The 20,609-nt window shown below is 41.4% G+C and carries 21 protein-coding genes; 5 read left to right on the plus strand and 16 right to left on the minus strand.

The features are described 5' to 3' along the window. Positions 1–33: 33 nt before the first annotated feature. The 3 genes from GVT53_RS04605 to GVT53_RS04615 are packed head-to-tail and all read left to right on the plus strand — an operon-like array spanning position 34 to position 3,937. Positions 34–480 (plus strand): protein-disulfide reductase DsbD domain-containing protein, encoded by a 447-nt coding sequence (locus GVT53_RS04605; protein WP_166247642.1) that lies wholly within the window; start codon positions 34–36, stop codon positions 478–480. 32 nt (positions 481–512) lie between these two features. Beyond that, positions 513–2,456, plus strand: a complete 1,944-nt coding sequence (locus tag GVT53_RS04610) for a protein-disulfide reductase DsbD family protein (protein WP_166247643.1) — start codon at positions 513–515, stop codon at positions 2,454–2,456. 17 nt (positions 2,457–2,473) lie between these two features. Further along, on the plus strand, positions 2,474–3,937 hold the full coding sequence (locus tag GVT53_RS04615) for an aminotransferase class V-fold PLP-dependent enzyme (RefSeq protein WP_166247644.1): 1,464 nt from the start codon (positions 2,474–2,476) through the stop codon (positions 3,935–3,937). Between the two features lie 638 nt (positions 3,938–4,575). Here GVT53_RS04615 and GVT53_RS04620 read toward each other — a convergent pair. The 12 genes from GVT53_RS04620 to GVT53_RS04675 form a co-directional block, all read right to left on the minus strand. Continuing rightward, the gene (locus tag GVT53_RS04620) at positions 4,576–5,214 is read right to left on the minus strand and encodes an NAD(P)H-binding protein (RefSeq protein WP_166247645.1); all 639 of its coding nucleotides are present in this window, start codon (positions 5,212–5,214) and stop codon (positions 4,576–4,578) included. Between the two features lie 62 nt (positions 5,215–5,276). Beyond that, positions 5,277–6,671: an aldehyde dehydrogenase family protein gene (locus tag GVT53_RS04625; protein WP_166247646.1), complete on the minus strand. Its 1,395-nt coding sequence runs from the start codon at positions 6,669–6,671 to the stop codon at positions 5,277–5,279. A 131-nt stretch (positions 6,672–6,802) separates the two neighbouring features. Next, entirely contained in the window at positions 6,803–7,276 is a 474-nt protein-coding gene (locus GVT53_RS04630) for a Dps family protein (RefSeq protein ID WP_166247647.1), read from the minus strand. Between the two features lie 58 nt (positions 7,277–7,334). Then, complete coding sequence (locus GVT53_RS04635) at positions 7,335–8,078, minus strand: SDR family oxidoreductase (RefSeq protein ID WP_166247648.1); 744 nt, start codon at positions 8,076–8,078, stop codon at positions 7,335–7,337. 15 nt (positions 8,079–8,093) lie between these two features. Next, positions 8,094–8,513 (minus strand): GlcG/HbpS family heme-binding protein, encoded by a 420-nt coding sequence (locus GVT53_RS04640; protein WP_166247649.1) that lies wholly within the window; start codon positions 8,511–8,513, stop codon positions 8,094–8,096. Positions 8,514–8,547: 34 nt separating this feature from the next. Beyond that, a complete protein-coding gene (locus GVT53_RS04645; RefSeq protein ID WP_166247650.1) occupies positions 8,548–8,850 on the minus strand; it encodes a putative quinol monooxygenase in 303 nt (100 codons plus the stop codon). Between the two features lie 108 nt (positions 8,851–8,958). Further along, positions 8,959–9,639, minus strand: a complete 681-nt coding sequence (locus tag GVT53_RS04650; RefSeq protein WP_166247651.1) for a type 1 glutamine amidotransferase domain-containing protein — start codon at positions 9,637–9,639, stop codon at positions 8,959–8,961. 237 nt (positions 9,640–9,876) lie between these two features. Beyond that, complete coding sequence (locus tag GVT53_RS04655; RefSeq protein ID WP_166247652.1) at positions 9,877–10,443, minus strand: Crp/Fnr family transcriptional regulator; 567 nt, start codon at positions 10,441–10,443, stop codon at positions 9,877–9,879. A gap of 85 nt (positions 10,444–10,528) precedes the next feature. Beyond that, entirely contained in the window at positions 10,529–11,464 is a 936-nt protein-coding gene (locus GVT53_RS04660; protein ID WP_166247653.1) for a ring-cleaving dioxygenase, read from the minus strand. Positions 11,465–11,474: 10 nt separating this feature from the next. After that, positions 11,475–11,948: a hypothetical protein gene (locus tag GVT53_RS04665; protein WP_166247654.1), complete on the minus strand. Its 474-nt coding sequence runs from the start codon at positions 11,946–11,948 to the stop codon at positions 11,475–11,477. Between the two features lies 1 nt (position 11,949). Then, positions 11,950–12,588 carry an alpha/beta hydrolase gene (locus tag GVT53_RS04670; RefSeq protein ID WP_166247655.1) on the minus strand — a complete coding sequence of 213 codons (639 nt, stop codon included), beginning with the start codon at positions 12,586–12,588 and terminating at the stop codon, positions 11,950–11,952. Positions 12,589–12,600: 12 nt separating this feature from the next. Further along, positions 12,601–13,998 (minus strand): MFS transporter, encoded by a 1,398-nt coding sequence (locus GVT53_RS04675; RefSeq protein ID WP_166247656.1) that lies wholly within the window; start codon positions 13,996–13,998, stop codon positions 12,601–12,603. 1,449 nt (positions 13,999–15,447) lie between these two features. Between GVT53_RS04675 and GVT53_RS04680 the strand changes: the two genes are divergently transcribed. Next, entirely contained in the window at positions 15,448–16,386 is a 939-nt protein-coding gene (locus GVT53_RS04680) for a sensor histidine kinase (protein WP_166247657.1), read from the plus strand. Beyond that, a complete protein-coding gene (locus GVT53_RS04685) occupies positions 16,383–17,150 on the plus strand; it encodes a LytR/AlgR family response regulator transcription factor (RefSeq protein WP_166247658.1) in 768 nt (255 codons plus the stop codon). Before GVT53_RS04680 ends, GVT53_RS04685 begins: the two co-directional genes overlap by 4 nt. Before the next feature lie 103 nt (positions 17,151–17,253). Here GVT53_RS04685 and GVT53_RS04690 read toward each other — a convergent pair whose 3' ends face one another. The 4 genes from GVT53_RS04690 to GVT53_RS04705 form a co-directional block, all read right to left on the minus strand. Beyond that, positions 17,254–17,685: a hypothetical protein gene (locus GVT53_RS04690; protein WP_166247659.1), complete on the minus strand. Its 432-nt coding sequence runs from the start codon at positions 17,683–17,685 to the stop codon at positions 17,254–17,256. A 24-nt stretch (positions 17,686–17,709) separates the two neighbouring features. Further along, a complete protein-coding gene (locus GVT53_RS04695) occupies positions 17,710–18,297 on the minus strand; it encodes a porin family protein (RefSeq protein WP_166247660.1) in 588 nt (195 codons plus the stop codon). Between the two features lie 227 nt (positions 18,298–18,524). Continuing rightward, positions 18,525–19,499, minus strand: a complete 975-nt coding sequence (locus GVT53_RS04700) for an alpha/beta fold hydrolase (RefSeq protein ID WP_240905144.1) — start codon at positions 19,497–19,499, stop codon at positions 18,525–18,527. 70 nt (positions 19,500–19,569) lie between these two features. After that, entirely contained in the window at positions 19,570–20,127 is a 558-nt protein-coding gene (locus tag GVT53_RS04705; protein WP_166247661.1) for a TetR/AcrR family transcriptional regulator, read from the minus strand. Positions 20,128–20,609: the final 482 nt, after the last annotated feature.

A 20,609-nucleotide genomic window follows, 5' to 3' on the forward strand; every position in this document is an offset into this window, starting at 1 on the left:
TGCAGTACTGCACCCTTTTTAAATTTTCAAAAAATGAAAAGACTACTATTGCTTGCCCTGTTGCTGAGCTTTTTTTACGGTAAGGCACAGATTTATGATCCCGTAAAATGGACCGCGACCGTCAAACAGGTGTCCGATACGGATTATGATTTGATCGCTACAGCCACTATAGAGGACCAATGGCACCTGTATTCCCAAAATGTACCCGATAATGGACCTTTGCCTACAACTTTTATATTCAACGGCAGTGAACAGTACCTTAAAAAAGGCAACACGAGGGAAGAAAGTGGTCATACCGTTGAAGACCCAATTTTCAACATGGAAATCAAATATTTTGAGACCAAGGCCACCTTTGTCCAACGGATCAAGGTAAAGGGTGAAAAAGGGTTCCGTATTGATGCTGTTGTGGAATTTATGGTGTGTGATAACACCAAGTGCCTACCGCCAAAGGAAGTCGACTTAGTTTTTGTGGTTCAATGATTTTACACTTCAACTTAGGGGAAACCCGGCATATGGTAAACGTAAAGACAAAATTGTGGTTTACCTTGTTTTTTGTCATTGGGGTGTTGAACGCCCAGGACACCCAACCAGTACAGTGGACCACCACGGTGGAAAGAATATCGGATACGGAGTATCGTCTGATTTCCAAGGCCTCCATTGAAAAAGGATGGCATTTGTTGGGACAGGACGTCCAAGGAGAAGGTATTTCCCCGACGATGTTCCTATATGATGTCGATACCTCCACAAAACTTATGGGCAATACCGAGGAGAAAACTACGGTCAAGGTTCGGGAACCCCTGTACGGCCTTATGGTAATGGGCTTTGTGAAAGAGGCGGTTTTTGAGCAAAGGGTGGAGACCTTGCCAACGGTTTCCAAGATTCAGGGATTTGTTGAGTATATGGTATGCGATGATGCCCGTTGTCTGCCACTTGCGGAAGAAGAATTGCTTTTCGATTTAAGTGCGCAACAAGCAAAGGAAACCAATACCAACGACATTTCCCAAGGAATTGAAGGGACAGGACACCGGAAAGGCTTATGGTCTATTTTTTTCATTGCCTTCATTTCAGGTTTTGCTGCATTATTGACGCCCTGTGTGTTTCCGATGATTCCTATGACCGTTAGTTTCTTTACAAAACAGAGCAAGACCCGCGCTCAAGGAATCAAAAACGCTATTTTTTATGGTATCTCGATCGTTCTGATCTATGTGATATTGGGATCCTTGGTAACCGCGGTTTTTGGTGCGGATTCCTTGAATGCTCTTTCGACCAATGTATGGTTCAATCTAATTTTCTTTATACTCCTCGTTGTTTTTGCGGCATCGTTCCTTGGGGCGTTCGAGATCGTTCTGCCCTATACATGGGTAAACAAAGTGGACAGACAAGCGGACAAGGGAGGTGTCCTTGGGATTCTTTTTATGGCCTTGGCCTTGGCCATTGTATCCTTTTCATGTACGGGACCGATAGTGGGAACCCTACTCGTCGAGGCAGCAAGCAAGGGGGGAATGGCGCCTATTATCGGTATGTTTGGGTTCTCCTTGGCACTTGCGTTGCCCTTTATGTTTTTTGCACTTTTTCCCGGATGGCTCAACTCCTTACCCAAATCTGGGGGCTGGCTGAATTCCGTAAAGGTATTTTTGGGCTTTTTGGAACTTGCTTTGGCCTTTAAATTTCTGTCCAATGCCGATTTGGTTTTGCAATTGCACTGGTTGGAAAGAGAAATATTCATTGCCATTTGGATTGCCATTTTTGGTATTTTGGCAATGTACCTGTTTGGGAAGATACAATTGCCCCATGATTCTCAGGTACAACATATCTCGGTCGGTAGGCTCGGATTGGGAATACTGACACTGTCTTTTACACTATACCTTATCCCCGGACTTTGGGGCGCTCCCTTAAAGTTGGTCAGTGGTTTTCCACCGCCCATGCAATACAGCGAATCCCCGAACGGCGTTGGGTTTACCAGTTCGACAGGAGGGTCATTTTCGAACAAACCACTTCCGGAAGGAGCAACATACGGTCCGCACGATATTATAACCTTCAAGGATTATGAGAAAGGAATGGCCCATGCCAAAAAGGTGGGCAAACCTGTTTTGATCGATTTTACCGGGCACGCCTGTGTGAACTGCAGGAAAATGGAAGAACGCGTATGGAGTGACCCACAAATATTGGATATACTCAACAATGAGGTGGTCTTGGTCTCACTTTATGTGGATGATAAACGCGAGATGTCAGAGGATCAGCAATATGTTTCTGAGGCAACGGGGAAAAGGATCAAGACCATCGGGAACAAGTGGAGCGATTTTCAGATTACGAAATACCGAGCCAATGCCCAGCCCTATTATGTGTTAGTGGATGGACAAGGTAAAAGCCTTAATGCCCCAGTGGGTTACACACCAGATGTAGAAGTATATGAAGCCTGGTTGAGGCAAGGCTTGGATACCTATAAGTTACAATGACCTAATTAAGTAGACTTATGGACAAAATGGTAAAAACGAACTTGGAATCCCATTTTAGGGAGATAAGGAATGGTGTAATCGGTAACAACGAGTATTTTATGTCTCCCTATGGAACCCAAAAAATCCTATATGCTGATTGGATTGCCACCGGGAGGCTATACCGCCCCATTGAGGAGAAAATCACGGGAAACCTGGGGCCTTATCTGGCAAATACGCATTCTTATTCAAGTGAGACGGGCAAAGTGACCTCTGAAGTCTATATGGAGGCTCGTGAACGTATCAAGGGGCATGTGAATGCCGATGAAGATGATGTTTTGGTAACCACGGGTAGCGGTATGACTGGGGCATTGGACCGACTGCTGCAAATAATGGGCCTTAAAGGGAAACGGCCATCGAATCCAAACGAGGTTCCTGTTGTATTTATCACTCACATGGAGCATCATTCCAACCAAGTATCCTGGCTGGAGGCCATGGCAGATGTTGTGATTGTCCCTCCCGGGGAAAATATGATGCCCAGCCTGGACAAGTTGGATGAACTATTATGGAACTATAAAGATAGGACCCTTAAAATAGGTGCATTTACAGCATGTTCCAATGTGACTGGAGAGATGACCAACCACAAGGGTTTGGCAAAGACCATGCATGCCCATGGGGGTATCTGCTTTTTTGATTTTGCCGCCTCCGCACCTTATGTGGATATTGATATGCACCCATCGGACCCTGATTGCCGGATGGATGCCATCTACTTTTCGCCCCACAAGTTTTTGGGCGGCCCGGGAGCATGTGGGGTATTGATCTTCAACAAATGGTTGTACAAAAATAAAGTGCCTGCCATTCCAGGTGGCGGAAACGTAAAATGGACCACACCCTGGGGAACACATTCATTTTTTGAGAACATAGAGATAAGGGAGGATGGGGGAACGCCAGGGATTATCCAAACCATAAAGGCTGCCCTTGCGATACAATTGAAAGAAAAGATGGACACCAAACTGATTTCCATAAAGGAATTGGCTTTGTTGGGTCTCTTTCGAGATGAACTCAAAGATATCGGAGATATACAGTATTATGGGAATAGTTATGCCCGGCGTATCGGTTGTCTGTCTTTCAATCTAATGGATATCCATTATAACCTAGTAGTTCGATTGCTCAATGACCGTTTCGGAATCCAGGTCAGAGGCGGATGGTCATGTGCAAGCACTTTTGCCCATTATCTATTTGGAATGGATCGGACAAGATCATCGGAGATAATGAATGGAATTGACCAAAAAAACCTCAAAAACAAACCAGGGTGGGTCCGTGTGTCCCTTCACCCGACCATGAACAGTGCGGATGTGGAATTCATAACTGAAGCCCTTCGGGAAATTGTCAATGGTCATGAAGAATGGGCCAAGGATTATAAGTATAACCCCCTTAATAATGAATACGAATATATACACAGGAATATCGTTGATATGGGGCGATATCATTTCTTTGGACTTTAGGGGAATCAGTTACAAAAAGAACGGGTTGGTATATATCCCTTAAGGCCTGCCTTCGAGCATAGTTTTTTTGAGTTAGTCAGGAGGCTGCTCCCATGTTGGGGCGGCCTCTTTAAGAAAAATGAATGAAATAGCTGATATATAATGGCTCAGTTTTGAAATTATACTTGGAATGATGGAGTTTAAGGGAAGATATATTGTAAAATAGCCCTGTTGTAACCTACTTGAAAACACTTTTTCATATCAGTCTTTCATTGGTTTTGGCAACAGCCGAAAAATTCTAAGGTTCAATGGTCAAAAGTTCATATATGAATGGAAGTATTTCAGTTAAATTATTGATTTGCTTACGGATTTTTTGGAACCCTCATTGCCCGGAAAAATTAGGGACTATTTTTACTTTGTTCAGACACAATAATGAAAAACCTTAGAGTATTTGAATAAATGACTTGTTGGTTGAAAGGAGTGAAAAAGTAGATTATGGCATGGCTGAAAAAATACACAAAACTTGTGTGTTTTTATCAATGCTAAAAATTAAAACTAATCATAATTCAAGCTTTTATCAAAAAACTATCTTTTTAACAGTTCGGTTTTAAGGCAAGCCTACACCGAATATGCCATAATCATATGGTATAATTTATAATTTATAAATTATCGATCGCTTGCTGTATCGGAACATCTCCATCGTGCATACTTATCACTTTTTGATACGTGTTGGCACTATTCAATAATTTTGAAAGTGTTTCCGCTACATTTTCAATAGCATTTTCCTTATGGTGAACCACATTCAATGCTATCAAGCCTGAGCCTTTGGTCTCAGTTAAGGCTCCCGGTTGTAAAATGGTATAGTTTAATTTTGTCTGTTGCATTAAATAGAGGTCTGCATAATGTTTAGACAGATAATAATCTGTAAGGCTTTCAAGTTCTTCTTCTTGCCATTTTTCAGGTGACAGGGAATGAATGGCACTTAGCATGACATAACGCTCAATACCTTTAAATTCTGCTGCCTGCATTGTTTTTACTGCGCCATGCAAATCTATTTGAAGCAAATTTTTACCCCTGGAGCCTGAAACAAAATATATGGCCTCTACGGTATCGGGTATTTTATTTTTAATTATTTCCAGTTCATCGGTAAGATCCAATTCAATTTGTGAATACTTATCATGTTTCAATACACTGCCCTTACTTCTGGATGTACCGATTACGGTATGACCATTTGCCAGTAATAATTTAACCAGATTTAGGCCAACACGTCCGCTGGCACCTACGACTAATATATTCATGCTATACTATTTAAATTAATTAATATAATGTACTTTTTATATGTTGACTTCCAAGACTGTTCCTATATATATTTACTTTTAAAAACGGTCAGTTTGGTTCTCGTCATTTCCTCAATGGTATGTGATATACCTCCCATTCCGATACCTGAGGCATCTCTTCCTCCAAAAGGCATCCAATCAGCTCTGAATGCTGTATGGTCATTCACCATCACGGCAGTTGCATTTAATTTCTTTACGGTATCCAGGGCAACATCCACATTCTTTGTAAACACCGCTGCCTGAAAATGTACCTCCAAAGCATTTGCTCGTTGGATGGCTTCATCACGATTTTTATACGTATAGATACATACCACCGGTCCAAAAATTTCCTGCTGTGAAACTTTTGAACGCTCCGATGGATTCAACAAAATAGTGGGTTGGAAAAGCGTTTGTGAAATTCGCTCCCCGCCTAAAATTAACTCGGCTCCTTCCGAAAGTGCTTCATTCACCCATGTTTCGATTCGATCCACTTCTTTAGGGGTTATGAGTGGGCCGACATCAGTAGTATGCTCTAAAGGATTTCCAACTTTTAACTGGGCTGTTGCTGCAGCAAAGGCCTCAACAAAAGACTCCAAAATTCCTTCATGGACATAAATACGCTGCACGGACACACAGACCTGACCTGCGTGGTAGAAACTACCTTTCACCAAATCGGGAATCATCTCTTCAAAATCGGCATCGCTTTCCACAATAACAGGTGCAGCCCCTCCATGTTCAAGTGCACATCGTGTTCCGGGGGATAATTTACTTTTAAGGTACCACCCTACATTGGCCGAACCTATAAACGTGAAAAAATTAATTCTGGCATCTGTAACCATTTGCTCTGCGACTTCCCTGTCACAAAGCACCACCTGCAGCCACCCCTCGGGCAATCCAGCCTCTTTCAATATTTCTGCAAAAGCCAAACTCGATAAAGGAGTGGTCATGGCTGGCTTAAAGATTACCGGACAGCCTGCTGCCACAGCTGTAGCTATCTGATGTATGGCCAAATTGAGCGGATGGTTAAAAGCACTGACTGCGGCCACAACGCCAATGGGCTCCTTTGTGGTAAAGGACAACCTGTTACGTGTGGCTTGCGTAAGTGCCATTGGCACCTGCTCTCCCTTTAACTGGGAAATATGCGCTGCGGCCAACTTAACTCCTTTAATGGCCCTAAGCACCTCTGCTTTACAATCTTTATATGGTTTCCCTCCTTCACTTATCGTGAGTTGAGTTATCATTTCCAGACGCTCACTCATCAGTAAAGCAGCCTTTTCCAGTACTTCGATGCGCCTGTAGGGTGGAAGCCAATTGGACCGGTCACTAAATAATTCGTGTGCAGTCTTTAGAATAGGCTCAAGATCTTCACTGCTTATTAGCGGCAATTCTTTGATTTCTTTTAAATCGTATGGGGATACTACTTTTATGCTTTTTTCCATGATACGTTTAATTTAAAGTGGAAATAATCTCATCAACATTGGGTTACAATGCAGTCCTAAGCCTATTCTGGCTTCCCTGTAATTAGGCTATGATGCGTAATGTTAAGGTTTGGTCACAATTCTGAATTGGCTTATTTCATATGAGAACGTAAAAGCCAAGCCATCTTTTCATGGTCCTGAAGTAGCCCGGTTATAAAGTCACTTGAACCGATATCTCCAAAATCGCTTTCAAATATTTTGATATCTGTTCTTAAGGTCTGAATAATGCGCTCATGATTTACCAACAGTTCCTGTATAAAATACTCACTATCCGTTTTTTCGTTATCGGATTCGGCCAATTGGGTGATACTTAAAAAGTATCCCAAACTACCCCGTACTCCTTGCCCCAATGAACGAATACGTTCCGCTACACGATCAATGATTTCATTCAATTCTTCAAATTGATCTTCAAAGAATTTGTGTTTGTCGTAAAAGTCGGGTCCCGCTATGTTCCAATGTGCATTCCTTGTCTTGGTATACAGTACATACTCATCTGCCAGGATTTTCAATAATTCGTTCGCAACAGCTTGTCGATTATTTTCTGATATTCCAATATTTATATTCATGCTTCTTTTCTTTTTTGGGTTGAAGACCTTGACTCGTCGAACCCTATGAATCAAAAATTTAAAATTCCTGTTGGGTCGGTCTCATCACTATTTCATTGATATCAACATCGGCAGGTTGTTCAATGGCAAAGGCGATAGCTCTTGCTACCGAAGCAGCCGGAATAGCGATCTGATAGAACTCTTTAACCCCTTTAGAGCTTTCTTCATGGTTTGTACTGAATTTTAATTCAGAATCCACTGCTCCGGGCTCTATGGTCGTAGCACGGATGTTCCCTCCAATTTCGTGTCTTAATCCATCCGTAATCGCCCTTACGGCATATTTGGTTCCACTGTAAACGGTTCCCCCCGGACTGAAGACCTTGATTCCCGCAACCGAACCCAGATTGATAAAATGACCCGACTGTTGTTCCTGGAAAATGGGCAATGCAGCAGCGATGCCATACAGCACACCTTTTATATTGATATCTATCATTTGATCCCACTCATCGGTACGAACTTCCGATATCGGGGCAATAGGCATAATACCTGCGTTGTTGATAACTACATCAATACGGTTGTATGTGCTCAGTGCTAAATCTATAAGGGCCTGTACTTGGGACTTTACGGTCACGTCGGTTGCCTTATATACTGCCTTTCCTCCTTCAGAAGTAATTTCACTTACTATCTTTTCCAACCTATCTTCGCGTCGAGCACCCAGTACTACCATCGCTCCTTTTTTAGCCAGATATTTGGCTGTTTCTTCTCCAAGGCCACTACTGGCTCCTGTAATTACAATTACTTTGTTTGTGATGTTGTTTTCCATGATTTATTTTTTAAACTATAAATTGTACTTGTTGTTTAATAATGCTTGTGATCCGGCATTGGCGACCTCAAAATCCTTTGCTACGGTGCCGCCGGAAACACCTATTGAACCAATGATTGTATCGTTTTTGTTTTTTAATACCAAACCACCGGCAAATGATATTAATCCCCCATTGGAGTGTTCCACATTGAACAAGCTTTCCCCGGGCTGGGACAATTCTCCCAGTTTTTCTGAATTCATCTCAAAAAGGCGGGAGGTCTTTGCCTTTTTTATAGCTATGTCCGCACTTCCCAGCAATGCACCATCCATACGATAAAACAGCTTCAGATTTGCTCCTTCATCCATGATGGCAATGTTCATGGGAACCTTGATCGCTTTCGCTTTGGATATGGCTGCTTTCAAGACTTTTTCCGCTTGGGCTTCCGTAATATTCATCGGTATTGTTTTTAGTGGGAGGACATTTTACCCCTTAGGCTATCGGCGTGGTCAATACAATTTCCCTATTGGCCAATAAGGGGACTATCTGTCCCAGTAACAAGTCTTGAAAATGTGAAGTGTTCCTGTGTTCTTCAACGGCCGCTTCATTACGATATCCTTCGAAAAGAATCAGCGTATTGGTATCCGTATTGCTTTGTTGAACGGTATAAAACAGATTCCCATGCTCTTTTAAACTTTCTTCCCTGACCGTTTTCAATACATTTAAAACAGTATCTATATGCCCTTCTTTAACCTGCCATGTTGCAAAAACATGTACGTTTTTTTGATTTTCCATTTGATTTTAAGTTTTGCGAATACAATAAATAATTGAACTTACTCCGCTACAAAAGATGTATTGAAATGGCCTCCTTTTTATTCAGTAAAGAGGCCATTTTCAAACAGTTTACTTTTTAGCCGGCTCTAGAACGGTGATCATTTTTTCAGCAACACCCTTGGCCGAAGCAGGGTTCTGCCCGGTTACCAAATTTCCATCTGCAATACTATGGGCACTCCATGGGGCTGCCGCATGGAATTTGGCACCTTGTTCGGTCAATGCTGTCTCCAATAAAAATGGAACATCTGCAACGGCATAGGCTTCTTCTTCCTCATCGGTAAACGAAGTCATATTTTTACCTTTTACCAAATACTCTCCATTACTGAGTTTTACATTTAACAGGGATACGGGACCGTGACATACGGCACCTACCACCGCATTGCGTTCATAGGTTTCCTTGATCACCTGCTTCAATAATTTGTGTTCCGGCATATCGACCATCGGGGCCAATCCACCAGGTACAAAAATGGCATCGTACTCACTGACATCGACATCCGCCAGTTTTACGGCCTTTTGCATGTCTTCCCAGCCTTTTCCCGTAAGAAATTCCAAATTGTCCGGGTCGCTGGCCAAGTTAAGGGCATCCAAATATGGGGTGGCCCCTGTAAGACTTGCATAATCAATTTGGTACCCGGCTTTTGTGAATTCCGCATAGGGATGCGCTACCTCAGGAAGAAAGATTCCTGTTTTTCTGTTGTTTGGGCCAATGATATTGGCGTTTGATACAATAATTAAAACTTTCTTTTTCATTTTTGTCTGATTTGTGATACTTGATTTACTTTGTTTTGTTGCATCATCCTGCTTCTTATCCGGTGTGTTGAAAGAAAAAAAAGCAAGTGCTACTGTTAATGCCATCATTTTTTTCATTGCTAAAAATTTTAAATTGTTACTACTTATTTATAGCACAAATTTAGGGTAGGCCCATACTGAAACACGATGACCCAAATCACGGAAAATGTGTGATTTGAATCACACTTTTGAGCGTGTTCAGGGAGCGGTATATAGGCGGCTCAAGGTTTCCCTGCTTACCCCTAGGTATTCGGCAATATATTTTTTGGGTATCTTCTGTATCAGGTCGGGATAGAGTTCGGCGAATTCCTCATAGCGCTGTTGGGGATTGCTGGAAAGCAGTGATACGATCCTTGCTTGGAGTGCCATATATCCATTGGTCAGTTTGACCCTGAAAAAATGCTCCATTTGGGGTAGGATGGTGGCAAGCTTTTCCCGACCTTCCAAGGTCAGGCTCAGGACCTCCCCAGGTTCCATGCACAAGACGTACATGTTTGCTTTTTTCTGGTTGAAATACGCAATGTAATCGGACATCCACCAATTTTCCGTGGCGAACTGTACGATATGCTCCTTGCCGTCTTCATCAAGATAAAATACCCTGAAAATCCCCGATAGTATTAAATATTCATATTTTGCTTCGTCCCCTTGCTGGATCAAGTATTGGTGCTTTAATACTTTACGGATCGTAAAAAAGGGTTTTACCGCTTCAAAATCCTCATCGGTTATAGCTGTTATTTCTTCAATATGTTTTCGGAGTTTTTCCATAGTAATTGATTGATTTAATAATATGAAAGGTTAAGCTAAGCGTCAACCCTTTGGAATAAATTAGCACCCCGGGTTTTGTGCGTCATCATTCCTCAATTCTTGGAAGTATCGCTTCAATATCTTTTCTTTTTACCTCATACATTTGGGGAAGTTTCAAACTGGTTCCCAATTTTTCCAAGGGTTCATCCACAGTAAAACCGGGGTCGTCGGTCGCGATTTCAAATAAAATACCGCCAGGCTCACGGAAATAGATGGATTTAAAGTAATCCCTATTTACTTCAGGCGTTACATTCAAACCACGTTCGACCAGTTTATCACGAAAGTGTTGCTGCACAGCTGTATTTTCAACCCGAAAGGCAATATGGTGAACGCTTCCTCCCGCCACCATTCCGCGACGTTCTTCTGGAAGGCAGACCAAATCGATGATACCTGCATCTTTGACGTTACGTGATTCAAAGCGGAAGCGGTTTACCTGCTCATGGGTCTGTTCATAGTCAAACAGTTCCGTTAGAATGGATGCTGTTTTTTCATATCCTTCCAATGTAAGGGTAACTGCGTGCAATCCCCGTATGGATTTGGTATGATCGATTTCCTCTGTGGTATAAGGGCTGCGATTGTCTCCTGCTACAGAGACCAGCTCCAGTTTCAAACCGTCTGGATCGATGAACACCAAATATTCTTCATCGAACCGTTTTGACGGCTTGTTATAAATCACATTTTCGTTTTCAAAGCGTTCCATCCAAAAATCAAAAGAGCCTTCCGGCACACTGAATGCCGTTTCAGTAGCCTGTCCCGTCCCGCGTCTCCCCGTAGTGATGCCATCCCATGGAAAGAAAGTAAGCAAGGTGCCCGGTTCGCCCTTTTCATTTCCAAAATAGAAATGATAGGTACCCGGATCATCAAAATTAACGGTCTTTTTTACCAGACGCAAGCCCAAAATCTTCGTGTAAAAGTCAAAATTACGTTGTGCGTTTCCTGCAATGGCGGTTACGTGGTGCAACCCTTTTACTTTATAGTCCATAGTATTGTTTTTAAATGATTTCCAGAATGAAGTATTCCATATTTTGGAGATGAAATTCCGTGTGAGCGGAGTTCCCTTCCATTTTCTTGAACAATGGTGATTCCATTGAAATTCCCGTTACCTCGATACCTTCCACGTTCCATTTTGGTTCCCCGACAGCTATAAGATACAATCCTGTGTTCATTCGTATCAACGCACCTTTAGCGACTGTCCGGTGGAGTCTGGAGCTATTCAAAAGCTCCAAGCTGTCAATTTCTTGTCGAAGATTGTCGAGAATACCAGCATTCGATTCCATTTCCGCCATCATCGCTTCCCTCGGACTTTCCACAAGGTCTTGATAATCGATATCATCTAGGTTGGCATTGCCGATTAGTTCCACTTGCTGCTCTCGAAGTTTTGTTAATTTTTCTTTTTTGCGCGTGATCAAAGCTTTTATCACCTTATCCTTAAGTTCCAAACTCAGTTTGTGCTCCCAATTTTCCATATTATTTTTTCAGTGATTTGTTGAGTATAAGGTTGGCCATTTGTATTTCATCCTGATTGATGGTATGTCCCATTCCAGGATAAATCTTTTTGATTACATGGCCCCCCATCGTTTTTAGAATCGTTTCGCTTTGCTCAATCCGAAGAAGGGGAACGTGTGGATCGACGTCACTGGAGCCAATAAATATTGGGGTGTTTTCAAATTCACCCCTGTAATCCGTAGCATTGATTTCGCTGCCGATAAGCCCACCTGTGAAAGCGATTACCCCTCCGTATTTTTTGGCATGACGTGCGCAAAACTCAAGGGCTAGGCAAGCACCCTGAGAAAACCCGAGAAAGAACATGTTCTCGGCGACAAAATCTAGTTCCATGAGATTGTCATACACCTCTTTCAGGCCATCCAAACTTTGTGTGAGCTGTGGTTCATTCTGGGAAACAGGAGCCAAAAAACTGTAGGGGTACCATGTATTTCCTACGGCCTGTATTGCGATTATGGCAAAATCCCCAGGAATATCAAGTTCTTTTGCCAAGTGTACGAACGATTGTGCCGAATCTCCACGACCATGCACCATTATCAGGACATTTTTTGCCTCTTGAAGGGATTTTCCTGCTTGTACAACGGGTTCATTATGTATTATCATAGTTCATCTATTTTAATTAAAATCATTCCCTATTAAAGTATCGCCCCAGAGTTTATCCTTTGGACATAGTCCTTCCCTGCGGTTTTTATAAAAATGTGTCAGTATCAAAAATGTGATGATGAAAAACACCAAACCTCCGGAGATAAAAACATAAGTTCCGATGATCTCGAAAAGAATTCCTCCTACGATCAGCCCCAACATACTTGCTAAGCTCCCCATAGAGGCTCCATAGCCTTGAATTGCACCCTGCATGGATTTCGGACCGGTGCTGGACAGAATGGAAAGGAAGCTTGGCCACATAAGACCATTGCCTATGGACAAGATCGTAATTGCTACATACAGTAGTGCGGTATTGCTAAAGGAAAGGCACAAAAAACTTATTCCCAATAATAGGGAACCAAAAAGGACCAATACATAATCGGTGATTTTTTTTGATAATCTGGACAAGATTGGCCCCTCCACTATAACCATGATCAGGCTGAAATACGCAAAAAAAATACCAAGGTCGATGGCCGACCATTCCAAAATGGTATTTGCATAAATCGGAAGACTTGCGTAAAAAAGACTAAAGGAAAAAAAAGTGATAAAATAGATGGAAAAAAGTAAAGGAATATGAGGTATGCCAACTACGAATTTCCAGCTCGCCAAATTTTTAGGGTTTGATTCTGGTTTTCCCTCCACATAACAATCTTTGTGCTCCACTTGAAAGAATTTTCGAATACCTTTCAAAGAAACATTCATCGAGTCGACTATCCCGGGTACACTTTCTTTTAATCTAAGTTTAATGACGAAGATGGCTACCAAAGAAATTAGGGCCGCTATAAATAAGGGCAATACTTCCTCAAAGTATGTACTGGCCAATAAACCGGCGAATGCAGGTCCCAAAACAAACCCCAGATTGGTCGATGCTGCCATTTTGCCAAAATTTTCTTTCCTGTTCTGATCTGTTGAAATATCAGACATATAGGCATTGGCCACCGAAATGTTGCCGCCGGTGAAACCGTCAAGCATCCGAGCAAAAAAAATGGTCAATAGCGGTAGGGTCATCGTGTATTGGCCTGCAATGTTCGAATCTTGAGACCATAACTCCAATTCAGGCAGCGTAAAGGCAAGTAGAAAGAGTGTCCATGCCAAAAAGGTTCCCGCTTGTGAAATAATGAGGACTTTTTTTCGACCTATGCGATCAGAAAACCTTCCCAAAATCGGAGCTCCCAAGAATTGGAATAGCGGATACATGGCCCCCAAAATGCCATATATAAAACCATTTCCACCAAAATCAGTGACTATAAAAATCAATATGGGAACGACAATGCTGTATCCAAGAATTCCAATGAAATTAACAAGTAGAATTGGAAAGATGTCAGTCTTAGTGGATGCTGTCTTTAATGATGAATTGGTAAATGAAAACATAGATCAGGTTATTTTTTAAAGTCTTGGAGTCGGCTTCTTTGAAGAATGCCCAACTCAATCAACCATAGCCTATTTTATTTAATATCATAGTGAATTGTATGGGTTCTTGTTTTGTCAAAGCTGTTATGATTGGCTCATGATGGTTTTTGTTTCTTTTATTGATTCAGTGTTCTTTCAATAGTATTGAGTCAACAAGCCTCCAGATTAAAATAGTATTCCTTGTTTGCCCAAAAGCGGACTTACCTATGGATTTTAAACCACTTCTATGCCAAAAAACTAACTTTTTGAAAAACAACTAGTTATGTGTTTTTCGCTGTTTTTTGGAATTCTAAAATTTTATATATGTCCTATATATGAGAATTTTAAATGGTTGTCTTTATAATTGTGGATGGGTTGGATATGGATAAATGCATTGTCTGAGCCACTTTGATTTTAGTTAACATTAATCCAGTCACTTATCAGTGGTTTTGCCATGCTCATAATGTTTCGGCAAGGGTGATATATTATGGCCGACGTTTACAATCCAAGCAGACCTAGTTGAAAAGATACCTTACTTTGTTACTTATATTTAAAACATGAGCTTTAGAATATACATAATTACCTATTTGGAGAACTGAAAAATCGCAGAGAAAGAGAATAGGAGGGAAGGTTTTAATACAATGAGGTGAGCGACAGGTTGTGAAAGCTATCCTAATTGGAGAATTTTCCTAAAGTTATAGGCATTATATCTTTCTGAATCTCGAGAAATCAGTAGACAAGGATTTTTTTAAGGGAATTATCTTCAGTTATGCGATCGTAAAAAAGGATATGTATTTAAAAAGTGTTTTACGATTTCCTAAAACTACAGAATAATCTTAGTTGTTAGGCTCGGACCTGTTCCGATAGTTGGTCGAAAGGCTTTAGCGTGGCCTTTTCTAGGAAAGCCTAGGTTATTTTTTGAAGCCGCCAAGCTGGGCTTCAGGTTCGCTTTTTCAGTTTTCCCAAGTGATCAGGATAAGGTAACGGATTGGTCCAAATATTGGTTATCTTTGTCCCTAAAGTGGATGTTTTCCTTGGATTTTATACATTCTAAAAGGGAACTTTCAACACTTTTCCAATAACTGACCTTACCACTGATGCATTATTTACAACAAATCAAATAGGTATGACCGTCTTTAGCGTATTTGGAAAGTTTTCTACCCTTGCAGTGTTTGGCTGTGATGGGTCTGTAAGTGTCGAACGCCTACAAATCCTTAAAGCGTAAGTCCGATCCGACATTTTGATTCCCCAAAGAATACTATATTGATCTATAATCACATTCCAGCAAGTTTCCGTGGTATTGGCCATGAAAGGCTGAAGACTGTATGGCTCACCCTTTTTGCGTTACTGGGCTCCTACTTGACCACCTTTATTTTTTTACCGTTTTCTGTTTTGAGGTCACAATTCGAGGGCCCAGCAAACGATATACTGATGAGACTGTTAAGCAATCTTTCGTTTTGTTTGGTCATGGTGGTGATAAGTATTCAAATAGATAAGATATTGGACAAAAATATTTCATGGATGGCACATCCATGGCGACGTTTATTGTTCCAAACCCTGTTCCAAATACTGGGGGCGCTCATAGTGGTATGCTTGGCTGTGATCATTTCCTCGGCCTTCAAGGATTCCTTTGAGACAAGCCCTCCCCTTATCCAAATTAAGGAGGGTATTTATATATTGTTGTCCATTGTGTTGTTATCATTGGTCATCAGTTCATTGAACACAGGGGCCTATTTGCTGGGAAATTGGAAAGGTGCGGCAATGAAGGCCATGGAATATAAGTTAAAGGCGGCACAAAATCGTCAATTGGTCTCAGAGTTGGAACTTCAGGCCCTCAAACTACAGCTTGACCCCCATTTTGTTTTCAACAACCTGAGCGCTCTTTCGGAATTGGTGCTAAAGGACCAAAGATTGGGATATGAGTATACGGAAAACTTTACCAAGGTGTACCGCTATTTGTTGGTCAATTCCAAAAAGAAATTGATTTATCTCTCCGAGGAAATGGAATTTCTCAAGGCATATCAATTTCTTATCAAGCACCGAATGGGTAAAGGGTGCCAAATTCAAGTAAATATTGAAAAAACCAAACTAGGTCTCAGGATTCCACCCATGACCTTGCAACTGCTCATTGAGAATGCAATAAAGCACAATCGCATAGAGGAAAACGATCCTTTGGTCATAAATGTTCAATTGAACGATGGCAATGAACTGGAGATATCCAATAACGTATTGCCATTGACAAGGGAAATAGACTCTACAAAGATGGGACTTGAAAATATAAACGCCCGTTATGCCCTAATAGGAGGGAGCAAGCCTGTCATTGAAAAAAGCCATGAGGTATTTAAAGTAAAAATTTCACTGTTTCAATGAAGAAAAGCATAGATGTATTGATCTTGGAAGATGAAAAATTGAATTCAGACCGAGTGGAGAGACTTCTGTCCGAAATCAGAAAGGACGTTAAGGTCGTTGGCGTATTGCCCAGTATAAAAAAGTCGGTGGAATGGTTTGCAATCAATAAAGATCCGGATCTGGTGTTGATGGATGTGAAGTTGGCCGATGGATCGAGTTTTGATATTTTTGACCAAGTGGATATCGGAAGCCCTGTGGTCTTCACCACGGCCTATGACGAATATGCGATCAAGGCATTCAAGTACAAAAGTGTTGATTACCTGCTCAAACCAGTTGACAAAGAAGAATTGGCATCTGCATTGTTGAAGTTTGATAGTATGTCCCAAAAATCTCATCTGGGAAAACCTGTCATTGAGGAATTGATTGCCCAGGTTCGGCCTAAAAAATACAGGAACCGCTTTTTGATACCCCATCGTGACACCTACAAAAAAGTGGATGTGGCAGATATTGCCTTTATCCACTCTTTTGAAAGCACCTCTTATATCTATTTGTTCAGCGGGGAAAAAATGAGTGTGCCCCAAACCTTGGAGTCCTTGGAGCAAGAATTGAATCCCGATATATTTTTTAGGGTCAACCGCCAGTACATTGTCCATATGGATTCCATTGAAAGCGTCCAGGATCACTTCAATGGCAAATTGAAACTCATTATAGGAAACAATAAAGAGGGAGGTATCATGATCAGTAGGACCAAGGCACCTTTGTTCAAGGCATGGTTGGAGTATTGACCATTGGCGCCCGATTCACGAATCAGGTATAAAGCAGAACAGCCAATACGTTAACGTATTGGCTGTTTACTTATAAGTTCCTGATCTTTATGGATAGAGAGGGTTAATCCCTAAACTCCATTTTCTTTCGGAACACCATATTGATCCGATATTTTGCATTGCTCCCAAAGGCTTGGACATCCTCACCTGCGGCTGCACCAACGGTACCTGCCGAGGCATTGTAGGCATCCAGATAGTCAAAGCCCAGTTTGGACATTGCATTGAGCAGGTCTGTTTGATTTCTTATGGCGAGGTTCTTGTTTTTTTGGAGCAGGTCCTCCAAATCTTTCAAGACGTTCTCATAATTTGATTTTTTACTGGCAATGTTGATGTTCATGCCTCCCAACAATTTAGTGTTTTCCGAAGTTATGACCACATATTCGGGAAGCCTCTCTATATTTACCGAAGAGGAATTGTCAACACTTAATTCCTGTGCCGTCATTGTAAAGGTGCTCAATGCCAGCAGTAATCCTATTATTTGCTTTGTAATTTTCATTTTACCTGTATGTGTTTAAAGTTTTTAAAATAAATACCCTATTCCTGCAGCGAACACTATATTGTGAGCTTCCGAATCATCGATGACCTCAGTAAGGCCGAGGGTGGCACGCGCCTCCACAAAAAAACCGAACCCAAACGTGTAGGCGGCACCACCGGTAAGCTGAAGGTCAAAATCGTTGAAGGCATCTGTCCCTATGTCACCACCTTCCTCAAATAGGTCAAAATCAGCTTCCTCATTGATTTTTAGGCCGAACTGAGGACCGGCCTGGATACTTAGGCCCTTGATGATGTATACCTTGGCCAAAACGGGAAGCTGTAGGTAATCGACCTGGAATTCGGCGTCGAAATTGTTCAGGTCACCGTCCAGATCAAACCCTTGTGCCGAATAGAACAATTCCGGTTGCAAGGAGAACCAATCGTTCAGATGCGCCTCCATAAGAAAGCCTCCATAAAAATTGGCCCGTCCCTTAGGGCTTTCAATACTTTCGTCCTCGTTTATGACAGAGGAAAAGTTTAGACCGCCCCGTAACCCAAATTCAATGGGTTTGGTCTGGGAATACGTTGTAATGGCCGCAAGCAATGCGGCAATTGTTAAAAAGTGTTTCTTCATTGTTCTTCTTTTTCAATTAAAATTGGAATGCAAAATTAAGGTTGAACAAATCTGAAACGTTTACTTTCTAAGTGACCTGTTGAAATTGCCCATTGGAATGAAAAAAAGGGTCATTGAATTGACACTTGCCCATGGCAAAGCTTGAGGCTGTTTGATTTTGGACACGGGCACCGGCAGTGTGGGGTGTTTTTAACATGTGGCACCAAAAACTATCCCTTTACAATGCCCTATTTCACCTTCGCACCCAAGAACGTCCTCATTTTGTTGATAATGGCCTCTCCTTCTTCTTCTAGGGCAAAATGTCCGGTATCGTAGATGTTATAATCTATTTCCTTGAGGTCTTTCTTGAAAGCAGCTGCCCCGCTTTCTGGAAAGTAGGCGTCATTTTTACCCCATACGATCAACATGGGTGGTTGGTGTTCCCTGAGGTATTGTTGCCATTTAGGATATTGCTTTACATTGTTTTGGTAGTCGTACCATAGATCAAGGTTCACCTTGTGGGCATTGGGCCGTGACATTCTGAGGTAATCCAAGTGCCAGGTATCTGGGTTTACGGTCTCGGGATTTCTGGTTCCATGGGTATATTGCCATTTTAGACCTTCCAACGTAAACGCAGGTAACAAGGCTTTTTCAGTTTCTTCGTTCCTATCGGCCCAGAATTCCCGAATAAGTTTCCATCCTTCACCAAGTCCTTCCTCATAGGCATTGCCATTTTGATTGATGATGGCCGTGACTCTTTCCGGATGTGCGACGGCAATACGAAACCCGATAGGGGCACCATAATCCTGCATCATGATGGCGTAGGAGTCCAATCCTTTCTTCTCTAAAAACGCATCCATGGTTTTGGCCATATTGTCAAAGGTATAATCATAACTGTCAGGGGTAGGGAAATCACTGTTCCCATAGCCAGGATAGTCAGGGGCTACCAAATGATAGGTATCCGATAATTGAGTAAGCACTTTTCTATACTGATGTGATGATGCTGGATAACCATGCAACAAAACAACTGTCGGATTATCGGGATTCCCGGCTTCACGATAAGCAATATTGATGCCGTCTATTTCTATTGTCTTGAATTTTGTTGTTGTCATATTTGTGTCGCTTTTAGATGTATTATTATTATTGATTGCTGTTTCCGCTGAACGTTCACAGGCCATAATGCCAAGAGATAAGGCAAGCATAATCGGGATTGTTTTTTTCATGTCTATTGTTTTATATGAATGTTAATTTAAATATTACCTAACGTTCGGTAAATAATAGGGTTAAATTTTTTTAATTATACCTTTCTTCTATTTGCTTAAGGGTGTTTATAAATATGTTTGTATCCTGCATCCCTTTACAGAGCATTAGACTTCCCTGGATGTCTATCAAAGTTTGTATGGCATTTTTTTCGGCCATTTGATTTGTCTGTCCCACCGATAGGCCAAGAGCGGTAAAGGACTTTAACCATCCCTTGAAGCCTTTGGTAATTACATCATGGAAATGATCGAATCCTTCTTGCATGGATAGCGCCCTGAAAATACAATTATCCTTACCGCCATTATAAAGTTTTGAAATTTGATCAAGACTTTGTTTTAATTTGACGCTGGGCGGGATACCTTCCTGTTCAAGAGTTTTAAAAATGTGTTTTGTCACCCACAAATCCATATCGGCAAGGACAGCCTCGGCCATTTCCTTTTTTCCATTGGGGAACCGATGATACAGACTTGCTTTCTGTAAGCCGGTGGCTTCTGACAGTTCCTTTAAACTGGCACCCTCATAGCCTTTGGTCCGGAATACGTTCGACAAGGCAGATAGTAGTTCTTCGTCTTGTATCTTTTGCGGTCTCATGGTGCAAATATACAAAAATAAGATTATTTACCAAACGTTTGGTAAAATAACATCTTGATACGAAATACTTCATATCATTACTACCAATTATTTATTGAGCTCCAACGCAATTTAAACTTGAGCACTCTTTGCCGTAGCACGTCCAAATACTATAAAAGCCGCTATATATTTTCATAAAACTATTATCTAGCAATTTTCAGTTTTACATTTGCCATGCTTTATTTGTTTGACTTCACAAAGTCTGAAATGTTTCCCTTTCAGTGTAATTTTCCCCAAACCAATTTATTCTTTGGGTTAGCTTACAGCCGTTCATTTTGAATTTTAGAGAGCATTGATGATAAAAGCTGTCCATTACAACAATGGAGACGTTTCTGATGGTGAATTTTTGAGTCCGGCAAATTAGGCACCTATTTATTTGAGGGTCTTCGGTACTAATGGTAATGAAAAATGAAATTATAAAAATAGCATTTATTAGCTTCCGA

This window comes from Flagellimonas oceani (assembly GCF_011068285.1).
Lineage (GTDB): Bacteria > Bacteroidota > Bacteroidia > Flavobacteriales > Flavobacteriaceae > Flagellimonas > Flagellimonas oceani.